Source organism: Citrobacter sp. Cpo091, from assembly GCF_030332645.1.
Taxonomy (GTDB): Bacteria; Pseudomonadota; Gammaproteobacteria; order Enterobacterales; family Enterobacteriaceae; genus Citrobacter; species Citrobacter portucalensis.
Genome location: NZ_JAOWHL010000028.1, coordinates 373,315 through 385,707, shown reverse-complemented (window position 1 = coordinate 385,707; position 12,393 = coordinate 373,315). Strand labels below are relative to the sequence as shown.

Below are 12,393 nucleotides of genomic sequence, written 5' to 3'. Positions count from 1 at the left end.
TTCTTACCGCCAGGAGCAGAAGAACTGCGTACGGCTTATTTATTCTCTACTTTAGGAAGCGAGATCTGGTTGATGCCACCTTCATTCGTCACCTGCGTATAGCCCATTTCAGTCAACATATCCTTCGCTTGTCCCGATTGACGCCCGGAGTTGCAGTACAGCTTCACAGTGTCGTTCTTATCAGGAACTTCAGCTGCAATACGTGCCTTCATCTCTTTTAACGGAATATTGACGGCCCCCTGAATATGCTGCTGTTGGTACTGTTCAGGAACGCGAACATCGATCCAGTGTTCGGCTGCGTAAACCGGCATGCCGATGACCAGAGCCAACGCTAATACACCTTTTTTCAACATAATATCTTCCTGACGATAGTTGGATTTACCTCTACACTATACGCCAGTTCTTAAGAAAATATTGCTGACCGACTTCCTGATATAAAACCTGGGTATTAATGCCCTGCGAAATAGATTTTTTAGTTCACCCTCAATACCCGTGGTAACGACCCAAAAGAATTCTGACAGCCCCCAAATTATATTTGTAAGCTGCCGCAAATTAACTGAGGGAATGTTGATTAATTGTTGCTTGCTTTTGCTGATTCAAATATCAGGGTTGATTACCTGAATAGCGTTTCGACAATTTTGCCGCAGCCCGACTCAACACCGGTTCCAGAACCAACGCCAGCAGCATTTTTAGCGGGCGTCGGGCGACGGACTTCACCGCCCACCCTGCTACACCCGCCGGGCCGTAGCGCAGCGCGGTCAGAAGCACCAGCTTACCTGCTATTTTAAAGCCCGGCTTAACCCTTTGCCCGGCACGTTGCCAGCGATTGTTCATTTCTGTCCTCACAATTGACGGAAGCGACTACGTAAGGAAAAAGTATCGGACGTCACATAACGTTCCATTTCACGTAAACGCTTTTCACTAGCAGCCAGCTCGCGATCGACGGCATCCAACAGCTCACCGCTTGATGGCTGCTGCTCGCCGGAAACCACATTGTCCGGCATCGGGTCCAACACAAAGGTCAGCACGATGTAGGCAACGAAGGTGAAAAAGGCCAGGCCAAAAAAGACTGACAACACCACCAGGATCCGTACCAGCTTCACAGGCACATCGAGATAATGCGCAATCCCAGCGCAAACCCCCTTCACCATGCCCTGCTGCGGAATACGCCACAGTTTTTTGTTCAGGTTAACGCCTCCCATTAGCGGTCCCTCCAGTTTGGATGTTCAGCATCAAGAATGTCTTCCAGCGCCTGAATGCGCTCGCGCATCCGCTGTGCGTCATCGTTGAGTTCAACCAGGCGTTGCTGTTCACTTTGCGACAGTTCGCCACGGCTGGAACGGTTGCTGTAATGCAGCCAGAGCCAAATCGGTAAAACGAACAACACAAAGATGGTTAACGGGATAGCCAGAAATAGCGCGCTCATGAGTACTCCTTACAGGTGATGAGCGGCGGCGCGTTCGGGCGCCGCCAGATGTTATTATTGCTTGTCTTGCTGCATTTTGGCTTTAAGTTGCGCCAGCTGCTCGCTGATTTCATCATCTGCTTTCAGGTCAGCAAATTGCTGATCCAGAGACTTCTGTTTACCGAAGTTATGGCTTTCAGCCTCGGCTTCCATCTGATCGATACGACGCTCGAAAGATTCAAAGCGCGCCATCGCTTCATCGAGTTTACCGCTGTCCAGTTGACGACGAACATCACGCGAAGAACTCGCTGCCTGATGACGCAGCATCAACGCCTGCTGACGAGCACGGGTTTCACTGAGTTTATTTTCCAGCTCACCGATCTCTTTTTTCATACGCGCCAGCGTATCGTCAACCAGCGTCACCTCATGCTCCAGAGAGGCAATTAAATCGGTCAGTTTCTGCTTTTCAATTAACGCAGAACGCGCCAAATCTTCTTTCTCTTTACGCAGCGCAAGTTCTGCTTTTTCCTGCCACTCTGCCTGTTGGGCACTGGCCTGTTCGATACGGCGAGATAATTGTTTCTTTTCTGCCAGCGCACGCGCTGAGTTAGAACGTACCTCAACCAGCGTGTCTTCCATTTCCTGGATCATCAACCGCACCAGTTTCTGCGGATCTTCAGCCTTTTCCAGCAACGCATTAATGTTGGCGTTCACGATGTCGGCAAAACGAGAAAAAATACCCATAATGTAATCCTCACTTACTGTTCTGATATCGGGCTATGCCCTGCTGTTTTCGTAATGCACTTGGCGTGCCAACTTTTTATATAATTGATTTTATTGTAATAATATAATTTTACCTGCCAGGCTAATTAGCGTAAATTGGTGAATAACACTAACAAATGGTGAATTTCATCATGGCTGGATACAAAGATAATCTTCTGGGTGAAGCGAACAGCTTTATTGAAGTGCTGGAGCAGGTTTCTCATCTGGCACCGCTGGATAAACCTGTACTGGTTATAGGTGAGCGCGGGACCGGGAAAGAACTTATTGCCAACCGCCTGCACTACCTCTCCACCCGCTGGCAAGGCCCGTTTATTTCGCTTAACTGCGCGGCTCTAAACGAAAATTTGCTTGATTCCGAACTGTTTGGTCACGAAGCGGGTGCCTTTACCGGCGCGCAAAAACGCCATCCAGGACGTTTCGAACGCGCCGACGGCGGTACGCTGTTTCTCGATGAACTGGCAACCGCCCCGATGTTGGTACAGGAAAAATTACTGCGGGTTATTGAATATGGCGAGCTGGAGCGCGTTGGTGGCAGCCAGCCGTTGCAAGTTAACGTACGACTTGTTTGTGCGACCAATGCCGACTTACCTCGCATGGTCAGCGAAGGCACTTTCCGCGCGGACCTGCTGGATCGCCTGGCCTTTGACGTGGTGCAACTCCCACCGTTACGCGAGCGTCAAAGTGACATTATGTTAATGGCCGAACATTTTGCCATTCAGATGTGCCGCGAGATCGGATTACCTCTGTTTCCGGGTTTTAGTGCCGAGGCCAGAGAAACTCTCCTCCACTACCGTTGGCCGGGCAATATTCGTGAACTGAAAAACGTCGTGGAGCGATCCGTTTACCGGCATGGAACCAGTGATTACCCGCTGGATGAGATAATCATTGACCCCTTCCGCCGCCACACTACTCAGCCGCAGGCGCCGGAAACTAAACCGATGTCTGTAGGTTTACCGCTGGATCTGCGTGAATTCCAGCAGCAGCAAGAGAAAGACTTTCTACAAACCAGCTTACAGCAGGCAAAATTTAACCAGAAAAAAGCCGCTGAATTACTGGGTCTGACTTACCATCAGCTTCGCGCTTTGCTGAAAAAACACCAGATTTAACGCACATTTGCAGATGTCATATTGGCGGATTTGACGCATAACCTCATCAGGGTTTACCATGACGCCATTACTGTATAAAAAAACAGGTACAAATATGGCTCTGGCACTCGTTGGCGAAAAAATTGACAGAAACCGTTTCACCGGTGAGAAAATTGAAAATAGTACATTTTTTAACTGTGATTTTTCAGGTGCCGACCTGAGCGGCACTGAATTTATCGGCTGTCAGTTCTATGATCGTGAAAGCCAGAAAGGGTGCAATTTTAGTCGTGCGATGCTGAAAGATGCCATTTTTAAAAGCTGTGATTTATCCATGGCGGATTTTCGCAATGCCAGTGCGCTTGGCATTGAAATTCGCCACTGTCGTGCGCAAGGCGCAGATTTCCGCGGCGCAAGCTTTATGAATATGATCACTACTCGCACCTGGTTTTGTAGTGCATATATCACTAACACAAATCTAAGCTACGCCAATTTTTCGAAAGTCGTGCTGGAAAAGTGTGAGCTGTGGGAAAACCGTTGGATGGGTACCCAGGTACTGGGCGCGACGTTCAGTGGTTCAGATCTCTCCGGCGGTGAGTTTTCGACTTTCGACTGGCGAGCAGCAAACTTCACACATTGCGATCTGACCAATTCGGAGTTGGGTGACTTAGATATTCGGGGGGTTGATTTACAAGGCGTTAAGTTGGACAACTACCAGGCATCGTTGCTCATGGAACGTCTTGGCATCGCGATTATTGGCTAGTCTTCAGGGAGCGGTGAATATTCCGCCCCCTGCACTGTTTTTTACCCCTCAGGCATCGCTGAAGAGTGGTGTGTGGAAATTTTCCACTCTTTACCGTCCCATGCATAAGTGAATGTGTAGCGGGCTGAAACCGTTGATTTGTCCGCGAAGGTAAATGTGTAGGTACCGGTGTCTATCGCCTTATTACACCCCAGGCGAATGGTACGCATGTCAATTTTCCCTGTCGGCTTTTTCGCAAGAAAATGCTCGAAATAATCAACACGTTCAGCGTCTGTTAAACGCGCTTTATTGGATACAGTAGGCAGCAATACCGCATCGCTAAGATAATTTTCAGATACCGTCTGCGCGTTACCTGTTTTCAATGACTCGTTCCACTTATCAAATAGCGCTTCGATTTGCGCTTTATTCACCTTCACACAGTCTGGAGTCGACGCTGCAAAAACGGCTCCAGGCAATAGGGCAAGTGAAACAACAAGGCTCAGTAATTTATTCATACAATTCATTCCATTAGAAGTTATATGGCAACAGAAAACCGTTCATAACCAGGATCAAAGCCAAAATGCATTTAATAACCAATGGAAATCATCACCATAAATGGGTGAGAAGATTAAGATGCCATGAAGAAAAAATGGAATTAACATATTGAAATAATTATAGATACTTTAGCTATTACAACTCACATAACGTGTACTACTTCCTGAATGATTATAGTTCAGCATTGATAGTGACACTCTAAATGCTCGCTCCACACTTCGTTATCGATGCCATACTCCATCTTCCGAGCACACACTGATATCAATCAGTAAACAACGACAGGTACGCCCCCACGTTTATAGCAAGTCAGATGGGCCATGAAAATGCTAAGATAGTTAACAGAGTAGATTCAAAGTGGATAGCAGGTATGAATTTTGACCATGTCGCGGTGTTGAACTCGAGCTTATCGAGCCTGTTACTCCCAAAAACAAACGGTAATGGCAAATGTCATTAAGTATTAGTAAGATAGCCTCTTTATATAATCCATTAAAATTATGCGCCTGGTTTTATCATCTCTGATCGTGATGGCTGGATTTCTGAGTGGTCAGGCTGCTGCTGCGCCTGAGCAAGCTCCGCACGCTGATATCCGTGACAGTGGGTTTGTCTATTGCGTCAGCGGGCAAGTCAATACGTTCAACCCACAAAAAACGAGCAGCGGTCTCATCGTCGACACGTTAGCGGCCCAATTGTATGACCGACTGCTTGATGTAGATCCTTACACCTATCGGCTGGTGCCTGAGCTGGCTGAAAGCTGGGAGGTGCTGGATAACGGCGCAACCTACCGCTTCCATCTGCGTCGTGACGTTCAGTTTCAGAAGACTGCCTGGTTCACCCCCACCCGCAAACTAAATGCAGACGATGTGGTGTTTACCTTCCAGCGCATCTTTGATCGCCACCATCCGTGGCACAATGTGAACGGCAGCAGTTTCCCCTACTTCGACAGCCTGCAGTTTGCCGATAACGTCCAAAGCGTGCGCAAACTGGACAACAACACCGTTGAATTCCGCTTAACGCAACCGGATGCCTCCTTTATGTGGCACCTTGCCACACACTATGCCTCCGTAATGTCGGCGGAATATGCCGCTAATCTGGCAAAACAGGATCGCCAGGAGTTGCTCGACAGACAACCCGTCGGCACAGGCCCGTACCAGCTTTCGGAGAATCGTGCCGGCCAATATATTCGGTTGCAGCGACATGAAAAATTCTGGCGTGGTACCCCCCTGATGCCGCAGGTCGTAGTGGATCTCGGCTCTGGTGGAACCGGACGATTATCTAAATTACTCACTGGCGAGTGCGACGTCCTTGCCTGGCCTGCCGCCAGCCAGCTCAGCATATTGCGTGATGACCCTCGCCTGCGTCTGACGCTGCGCCCGGGGATGAACATTGCCTATCTGGCGTTCAACACCAATAAACCGCCGTTGAATAACCCTGCCGTGCGGCATGCGCTGGCGCTAGCGATCAACAACCAGCGCTTAATGCAGTCTATCTACTACGGGACGGCAGAAACCGCGGCATCTATTTTGCCTCGCGCCTCGTGGGCTTATGATAACGAAGCTAAAATTACAGAATACAACCCGGCAAAATCGCGCGAGCAGCTAAAAGCGCTGGGGCTGGAGAATCTGACGTTACAACTTTGGGTCCCTACCAGCTCTCAGGCCTGGAACCCCAGTCCGCTGAAAACCGCCGAGCTGATTCAGGCAGATATGGCTCAGGTGGGTGTGAAAGTGAAGATCATCCCGGTAGAAGGTCGTTTTCAGGAGGCGAGATTAATGGATATGAACCATGATCTGACGTTATCCGGCTGGGCGACGGACAGTAACGATCCTGACAGTTTTTTCCGGCCGTTGCTCAGCTGTGCCGCCATCAATTCACAGACCAACTTTGCCCACTGGTGTAATCCGCAGTTTGACAGCATTCTGCGCAAGGCTCTCTCTTCGCAGCAGCTTTCATCGCGAATTGATGCCTATGACGAAGCGCAAAATATTCTTGCCCAAGAGTTACCGATCCTGCCACTGGCCTCTTCACTGCGTCTACAGGCTTACCGCTACGACATCAAAGGGTTGGTGCTCAGTCCATTCGGTAATGCCTCTTTTGCCGGCGTGTCCAGGGAAAAGAAAGATGAGGTGAAAAAACCATGATTATCTTCACCTTGCGTCGATTTTTATTGCTACTGGTAACCCTGTTCTTCCTGACCTTTATTGGCTTCAGCCTGAGCTACTTCACGCCTCATGCGCCGTTACAGGGTGCATCGCTGTGGAACGCATGGGTATTCTGGTTCAATGGTCTCATTCACTGGGATTTCGGCGTATCCAGTATCAACGGTCAGTTGATCTCAGAGCAGCTGAAAGAGGTGTTCCCGGCCACAATGGAGCTGTGCATTCTTGCCTTTGGTTTTTCACTAATGGTTGGGATCCCCGTTGGTATGCTGGCCGGTATCACGCGGAACAAATGGCAGGACCGCTGCATCAGCGCATTGGCTCTGATGGGGTTTTCTATCCCCGTTTTTTGGCTGGCGCTGCTGCTGACATTGCTCTTCTCACTGACCCTCGGCTGGTTACCCGTTTCCGGGCGTTTTGATCTTCTCTACGAGGTGAAACCTGTTACCGGTTTTGCCATTATTGATGCGTGGATCTCCGACTCGCCCTGGCGCGATGAAATGCTGGTCAGCGCTATCCGTCATATGGTGCTCCCGGTGCTGACGCTCTCCGTTGCGCCCACCACAGAAGTTATCCGCCTGATGCGTATCAGCACCATTGAGGTCTTTGACCAGAACTACGTCAAAGCGGCGGCCACGCGCGGTCTGTCACGATTAACGATTCTGCGTCGTCACGTCCTGCACAATGCCCTTCCGCCGGTGATCCCGCGTCTGGGCTTACAGTTTTCCACCATGCTGACATTGGCGATGATCACCGAGATGGTCTTTAGCTGGCCAGGTCTTGGTCGTTGGCTGATTAACGCGATTCGCCAGCAGGATTACGCGGCGATTTCAGCGGGCGTGATGGTGATTGGCTCACTGGTTATTATCGTTAACGTCATCTCTGATATTTTGGGTGCTATGGCTAACCCTCTGAAACATAAGGAATGGTATGCCTTACGATAGCGTCTACAGCGAAAAACGCCCGCCAGGTACGTTGCGCACCGCATGGCGCAATTTCTATGGCGATGCGACTGCGATGATCGGCCTGTACGGCTGTGCGGGACTGGCTATTCTGTGTATTTTTGGTGGTTGGTTTGCCCCTTACGGCATCGATCAGCAATTTCTCGGCTATCAGCTTTTACCGCCGTCATGGTCGCGCTATGGCGAAGTCTCATTCTTCCTCGGGACTGACGATCTGGGACGTGACGTTTTAAGTCGTCTGCTCAGCGGTGCGGCCCCGACCGTTGGCGGCGCGTTTGTCGTTACTCTTGCCGCCACGCTGTGTGGTCTGGTATTGGGTGTAGTTGCCGGTGCGACGCACGGCTTGCGCTCTGCGGTGCTGAACCACATTCTGGACACCCTGCTGTCGATCCCTTCTCTGCTGCTGGCGATTATTGTGGTGGCCTTTGCCGGGCCGCATCTGACACACGCCATGTTTGCCGTCTGGCTGGCGCTGCTGCCGCGCATGGTGCGCTCCGTTTACAGCATGGTGCATGACGAGCTGGAGAAAGAGTACGTCATTGCCGCTCGCCTGGACGGTGCAACCACACTGAATATTCTGTGGTTCGCCGTTCTGCCCAATATTACCGCTGGCCTTATTACTGAAATCACCCGCGCACTGTCGATGGCGATTCTGGATATCGCCGCGCTGGGTTTTCTCGACCTTGGCGCACAGCTGCCGTCCCCGGAATGGGGAGCCATGCTCGGCGACGCGCTGGAGCTGATTTATGTCGCACCGTGGACGGTGATGCTGCCAGGCGCGGCAATTATGATAAGCGTGTTGCTGGTTAACCTACTGGGTGACGGCGTGCGCCGCGCAATTATTGCGGGGGTGGAGTAATGCCATTACTGGATATCCGCAACCTGACCATTGAATTCAGAACCGGTGACGACTGGGTTAAGGCTGTTGATCGTGTCAGCATGACCTTGAATGAGGGTGAAATCCGCGGGCTGGTCGGTGAATCTGGATCAGGCAAAAGTCTGATCGCTAAGGCCATTTGCGGGGTTGCTAAAGATAACTGGCGCGTAACCGCAGACCGTATGCGTTTTGATGATATCGATCTGCTACGCCTTTCGGCGCGTGAACGACGCAAACTGGTCGGTCATAACGTCTCCATGATCTTTCAGGAGCCGCAGTCATGTCTCGATCCGTCCGAGCGTATCGGACGTCAACTGATGCAAAATATTCCGGCATGGACCTACAAAGGTCGCTGGTGGCAGCGCATCGGTTGGCGCAAACGCCGTGCGATTGAACTCTTGCACCGCGTCGGGATAAAAGACCATAAAGACGCCATGCGCAGCTTTCCATATGAGCTGACCGATGGCGAATGCCAGAAGGTCATGATCGCTATCGCATTAGCGAATCAGCCGCGTTTGCTGATTGCCGATGAACCAACGAACGCGATGGAGCCAACCACCCAGGCGCAAATTTTCCGTCTGCTAACCCGTCTGAATCAAAACAGCAATACCACCATTTTGTTGATAAGCCATGACCTGCAAATGCTCAGCCAGTGGGCTGACAAAATCAACGTGATGTACTGCGGGCAAACGGTCGAAACCGCGCCAAGTAAAGATTTGGTGACCATTCCTCATCATCCTTACACTCAAGCGTTGATTCGCGCTATTCCTGATTTTGGTAGCGCAATGCCGCACAAAAGCCGCCTGAATACCATGCCAGGAGCTATTCCATTGCTGGAACAATTACCCATCGGCTGTCGTCTGGGGCCACGCTGCCCTTATGCACAACGCGAATGTATTGAAACCCCAAGACTGACCGGAGCAAAGAATCATCTCTACGCCTGTCATTTCCCGCTGAACATGGAGAGAGAGTGAGATGGTAGAAACCCTGCTCGAAGTTCGTAATCTGAGCAAAACCTTTCGCTACCGGACAGGTTTATTTCGCCGCCAGACCGTTGAGGCCGTTAAGCCCCTGAGTTTCACCCTGCGTGAACGTCAGACGCTCGCCGTCATTGGTGAAAACGGTTCGGGGAAATCTACGCTGGCAAAAATGTTGGCGGGTATGATTGAACCCACCAGCGGTGAGCTGCTGATTGACGATCATCCGTTAAAATATGGCGATTATTCATTTCGTAGTCAGCGGATCCGTATGATTTTCCAGGATCCGTCAACATCGCTTAATCCGCGGCAACGTATCTCGCAGATCCTCGATTTTCCGCTACGTCTGAATACCGACCTCGAGCCTGAGCAGCGTCGTAAACAGATCGTGGAGACCATGCGCATGGTCGGGCTGCTGCCCGATCACGTAAGCTATTACCCACATATGTTGGCCCCAGGGCAAAAACAGCGTCTGGGCCTTGCCCGTGCGCTCATTTTACGCCCCAAAGTCATTATCGCCGACGAAGCCCTGGCCTCTCTGGACATGTCGATGCGTTCACAGCTCATCAATCTGATGCTGGAATTGCAGGAAAAACAGGGGATTTCGTATATCTATGTGACCCAACATATTGGCATGATGAAGCACATCAGCGATCAGGTATTAGTCATGCATCAGGGCGAAGTGGTAGAACGCGGCAGTACAGCGGATGTTCTGGCGTCCCCGCTTCATGAGCTTACCCGCCGCCTGATTGCAGGTCATTTCGGCGAAGCGCTCACCGCTGATGCCTGGCGAAAAGATCGTTAGCAAACGGCTGCCCTCCTCAACCGGGGGGCAATCTGTCATCAGTGACACAACGTGGGTAAGAGCAGCGTATCAACTTCGGTAAACGCGACTGACGGGTAAAGGGCACCACCTTGCATTGCCCAGACACCTGCGGTACTGGCCTCGTCAATAAGTCGTACTGTTTCTACTCCCTTCACCACAACACGGTCGCAATATTCCCTGATATTTTTGATCAGCACCGGGAACATCGGTTTTTCTACCTGTTCCAGGAAGAAACCGCGATCCAGTTTCACAACGTCAAAATGACCGCAAACCAGCGGACTGGCCCCTACGCTGCCGGAGCCAAGATCGCCCAACCACAATGCGTTTGGGCCGTCGCGAAGTGAATTAATCAGCAGATTATTCAGGCACACGGTATTCGACAGAAAACGTTCTGAAAGTTCCAGTGCAATAAATGGTAGAGCATGTAAGGCCGACTTGATGGCTGGATCACCAATCGCCAGCAGTGCCATTTCGTCAATGAGGTTCAGGGTGCAAATAAGGCTGTTGCGCTCAAACCAGTCACGCTTTTCGGCAATTAGTCGAATTTGCTCGAGCAGGAAATTACGCTTTTGTTCGCTATCCCACGCTGAAATGATGAAATCTGGATGCAACGGGTGAACCGTATCTGAAGTAAACCGGGCGTTAATCTCTACACCCAGTAATTTATCTGTTGTGTCTCTCATCGGTTCCGCGATGAAATGATAGTGCATAAGACCACTCCAATTGATCATAACATCCTGATAATGCACTTCTAATCACAATCAATCAATAATATCGATCAATGAATCGATATTGATCGATAAAAACAATATATCATAACAAGCTGAATATTGTCATGTTTTATGTTTTAAGAAAGTTCCTACCTTGCTATGTTTATTAACATCAGCTAGCAATGAAATAATACCATTTCAATGCCTTTGAAACCTCGTATTTTCTCTGATTCACCGACGTTAGATGCCTGAACGAAGCATAAGCGGAGGGGGATGATATACTCCTCACATGTAATAACGTGACAGGTCACGTGAGGCGGATAACCATTCTCCAGGGAAAAAGCGTGGGATATAATTTCAGGCCAATTTCGAGTGTGTTTGATGCGTCAATCATAACTCATTGATTGATAAAAGATAAGTGTTAACCAAAAGGATTAAAGCCATGGGTTTTTTATCAGGTAAGCGCATTCTGGTGACAGGCCTTGCCAGTAAATTGTCTATCGCATGGGGAATCGCTCAGGCGATGCATCGTGAAGGTGCCGAACTGGCGTTCACCTACCAGAACGACAAGCTGAAAGGTCGTGTGGAAGAATTTGCAGCGCAATTAGGCTCCAACATTGTTTTGCAGTGTGATGTAGCTGAAGATGCCAGCATTGACGCCATGTTTGCTGAACTGAGCAAAGCCTGGCCGAAATTCGACGGTTTCGTACACTCCATCGGCTTCGCACCTGCTGACCAACTGGATGGTGATTATGTGAATGCAGTTACCCGCGAAGGATTTAAAATTGCGCATGACATTAGCGCTTATAGCTTTGTGGCGATGGCAAAAGCATGTCGTTCTATGCTAAACCCTGGCTCTGCGCTATTGACGTTGTCCTATCTGGGCGCAGAGCGTGCAATCCCTAACTATAACGTGATGGGCCTGGCGAAAGCCTCATTGGAAGCAAACGTCCGTTATATGGCTAACGCAATGGGGCCTGAAGGCGTACGCGTAAACGCAATTTCCGCAGGTCCAATCCGCACCCTCGCCGCTTCCGGTATCAAAGATTTCCGTAAAATGCTGGCCCATTGCGAAGCTGTTACGCCGATTCGCCGCACTGTTACCATTGAAGATGTGGGCAACTCTGCGGCATTCCTGTGTTCCGATCTTTCTGCCGGTATCTCTGGTGAAGTCGTACACGTTGACGGTGGTTTCAGCATCGCTGCAATGAATGAACTAGAACTGAAATAATCTTCCAATCTTTCTGGGCGGCCCACTGTCGCCCATGATGCTCGTTTTTAATTCCCCTCTACCCTGTCCCATATATGCTTTTCTGAT

Annotated in this window: 15 protein-coding genes; 8 read left to right on the top strand and 7 right to left on the bottom strand. The window is 50.2% G+C overall.

Features of this window, described 5'->3' with window-relative positions; genetic code table 11:
* Positions 1 to 35 precede the first annotated feature (35 nt).
* From pspE to pspA, 5 genes are all read right to left on the bottom strand, one after another.
* A complete protein-coding gene (gene pspE / locus OGY04_RS05350; protein ID WP_008784913.1) occupies positions 36 to 353 on the bottom strand; it encodes a thiosulfate sulfurtransferase PspE in 318 nt (105 codons plus the stop codon).
* Between the two features lie 250 nt (positions 354 to 603).
* On the bottom strand, positions 604 to 834 hold the full coding sequence (pspD, locus tag OGY04_RS05345; RefSeq protein ID WP_003833267.1) for a phage shock protein PspD: 231 nt from the start codon (positions 832 to 834) through the stop codon (positions 604 to 606).
* An 8-nt stretch (positions 835 to 842) separates the two neighbouring features.
* Entirely contained in the window at positions 843 to 1,202 is a 360-nt protein-coding gene (pspC, locus tag OGY04_RS05340) for an envelope stress response membrane protein PspC (RefSeq protein ID WP_003020497.1), read from the bottom strand.
* A complete protein-coding gene (pspB, locus tag OGY04_RS05335; protein ID WP_003020509.1) occupies positions 1,202 to 1,426 on the bottom strand; it encodes an envelope stress response membrane protein PspB in 225 nt (74 codons plus the stop codon). The genes pspC and pspB overlap by 1 nt, the downstream gene beginning before the upstream one ends.
* Before the next feature lie 54 nt (positions 1,427 to 1,480).
* Positions 1,481 to 2,149 (bottom strand): phage shock protein PspA, encoded by a 669-nt coding sequence (gene pspA / locus OGY04_RS05330; protein WP_003020532.1) that lies wholly within the window; start codon positions 2,147 to 2,149, stop codon positions 1,481 to 1,483.
* 155 nt (positions 2,150 to 2,304) lie between these two features.
* Between pspA and pspF the strand changes: the two genes are divergently transcribed.
* Entirely contained in the window at positions 2,305 to 3,294 is a 990-nt protein-coding gene (gene pspF / locus OGY04_RS05325) for a phage shock protein operon transcriptional activator (protein ID WP_161495982.1), read from the top strand.
* A gap of 94 nt (positions 3,295 to 3,388) precedes the next feature.
* The gene (locus OGY04_RS05320) at positions 3,389 to 4,033 is read left to right on the top strand and encodes a quinolone resistance pentapeptide repeat protein QnrB16 (protein ID WP_063865802.1); all 645 of its coding nucleotides are present in this window, start codon (positions 3,389 to 3,391) and stop codon (positions 4,031 to 4,033) included.
* Between the two features lie 41 nt (positions 4,034 to 4,074).
* Here OGY04_RS05320 and OGY04_RS05315 read toward each other — a convergent pair whose 3' ends face one another.
* On the bottom strand, positions 4,075 to 4,527 hold the full coding sequence (locus OGY04_RS05315; protein ID WP_003833285.1) for an SgcJ/EcaC family oxidoreductase: 453 nt from the start codon (positions 4,525 to 4,527) through the stop codon (positions 4,075 to 4,077).
* Between the two features lie 534 nt (positions 4,528 to 5,061).
* Between OGY04_RS05315 and sapA the strand changes: the two genes are divergently transcribed.
* The 5 genes from sapA to sapF are packed head-to-tail and all read left to right on the top strand — an operon-like array spanning position 5,062 to position 10,344.
* On the top strand, positions 5,062 to 6,705 hold the full coding sequence (gene sapA / locus OGY04_RS05310) for an ABC transporter substrate-binding protein SapA (RefSeq protein ID WP_032943594.1): 1,644 nt from the start codon (positions 5,062 to 5,064) through the stop codon (positions 6,703 to 6,705).
* Positions 6,702 to 7,667 carry a peptide ABC transporter permease SapB gene (sapB, locus tag OGY04_RS05305; protein ID WP_286584900.1) on the top strand — a complete coding sequence of 322 codons (966 nt, stop codon included), beginning with the start codon at positions 6,702 to 6,704 and terminating at the stop codon, positions 7,665 to 7,667. The genes sapA and sapB overlap by 4 nt, the downstream gene beginning before the upstream one ends.
* On the top strand, positions 7,654 to 8,544 hold the full coding sequence (gene sapC, locus OGY04_RS05300; RefSeq protein WP_003833291.1) for a peptide ABC transporter permease SapC: 891 nt from the start codon (positions 7,654 to 7,656) through the stop codon (positions 8,542 to 8,544). Before sapB ends, sapC begins: the two co-directional genes overlap by 14 nt.
* Positions 8,544 to 9,536, top strand: coding sequence for a peptide ABC transporter ATP-binding protein SapD (gene sapD / locus OGY04_RS05295; protein WP_003020556.1), 993 nt, complete (start codon positions 8,544 to 8,546; stop codon positions 9,534 to 9,536). Before sapC ends, sapD begins: the two co-directional genes overlap by 1 nt.
* Before the next feature lies 1 nt (position 9,537).
* Entirely contained in the window at positions 9,538 to 10,344 is an 807-nt protein-coding gene (gene sapF, locus OGY04_RS05290; protein ID WP_003020558.1) for a peptide ABC transporter ATP-binding protein SapF, read from the top strand.
* Positions 10,345 to 10,382: 38 nt separating this feature from the next.
* On the opposite strand, the gene OGY04_RS05285 is transcribed toward sapF, so the two are convergent.
* Positions 10,383 to 11,075, bottom strand: coding sequence for an EAL domain-containing protein (locus tag OGY04_RS05285; RefSeq protein WP_103285290.1), 693 nt, complete (start codon positions 11,073 to 11,075; stop codon positions 10,383 to 10,385).
* A gap of 442 nt (positions 11,076 to 11,517) precedes the next feature.
* Here OGY04_RS05285 and fabI point away from each other — a divergent pair, with 442 nt between their 5' ends.
* Positions 11,518 to 12,306, top strand: coding sequence for an enoyl-ACP reductase FabI (gene fabI / locus OGY04_RS05280; RefSeq protein WP_020996373.1), 789 nt, complete (start codon positions 11,518 to 11,520; stop codon positions 12,304 to 12,306).
* The last annotated feature ends 87 nt before the right edge of the window (positions 12,307 to 12,393 follow it).

What these genes read in the sequence shown, in the direction of transcription:
- pspE (WP_008784913.1), bottom strand. Translation starts at nt 353, where the DNA reads ATGTTGAAAAAAGGTGTATTAGCGTTGGCTCTGGTCATCGGCATGCCG.
- pspD (WP_003833267.1), bottom strand. Translation starts at nt 834, where the DNA reads ATGAACAATCGCTGGCAACGTGCCGGGCAAAGGGTTAAGCCGGGCTTT.
- pspC (WP_003020497.1), bottom strand. Translation starts at nt 1,202, where the DNA reads ATGGGAGGCGTTAACCTGAACAAAAAACTGTGGCGTATTCCGCAGCAG.
- pspB (WP_003020509.1), bottom strand. Translation starts at nt 1,426, where the DNA reads ATGAGCGCGCTATTTCTGGCTATCCCGTTAACCATCTTTGTGTTGTTC.
- pspA (WP_003020532.1), bottom strand. Translation starts at nt 2,149, where the DNA reads ATGGGTATTTTTTCTCGTTTTGCCGACATCGTGAACGCCAACATTAAT.
- pspF (WP_161495982.1), top strand. Translation starts at nt 2,305, where the DNA reads ATGGTGAATTTCATCATGGCTGGATACAAAGATAATCTTCTGGGTGAA.
- OGY04_RS05320 (WP_063865802.1), top strand. Translation starts at nt 3,389, where the DNA reads ATGGCTCTGGCACTCGTTGGCGAAAAAATTGACAGAAACCGTTTCACC.
- OGY04_RS05315 (WP_003833285.1), bottom strand. Translation starts at nt 4,527, where the DNA reads ATGAATAAATTACTGAGCCTTGTTGTTTCACTTGCCCTATTGCCTGGA.
- sapA (WP_032943594.1), top strand. Translation starts at nt 5,062, where the DNA reads ATGCGCCTGGTTTTATCATCTCTGATCGTGATGGCTGGATTTCTGAGT.
- sapB (WP_286584900.1), top strand. Translation starts at nt 6,702, where the DNA reads ATGATTATCTTCACCTTGCGTCGATTTTTATTGCTACTGGTAACCCTG.
- sapC (WP_003833291.1), top strand. Translation starts at nt 7,654, where the DNA reads ATGCCTTACGATAGCGTCTACAGCGAAAAACGCCCGCCAGGTACGTTG.
- sapD (WP_003020556.1), top strand. Translation starts at nt 8,544, where the DNA reads ATGCCATTACTGGATATCCGCAACCTGACCATTGAATTCAGAACCGGT.
- sapF (WP_003020558.1), top strand. Translation starts at nt 9,538, where the DNA reads ATGGTAGAAACCCTGCTCGAAGTTCGTAATCTGAGCAAAACCTTTCGC.
- OGY04_RS05285 (WP_103285290.1), bottom strand. Translation starts at nt 11,075, where the DNA reads ATGCACTATCATTTCATCGCGGAACCGATGAGAGACACAACAGATAAA.
- fabI (WP_020996373.1), top strand. Translation starts at nt 11,518, where the DNA reads ATGGGTTTTTTATCAGGTAAGCGCATTCTGGTGACAGGCCTTGCCAGT.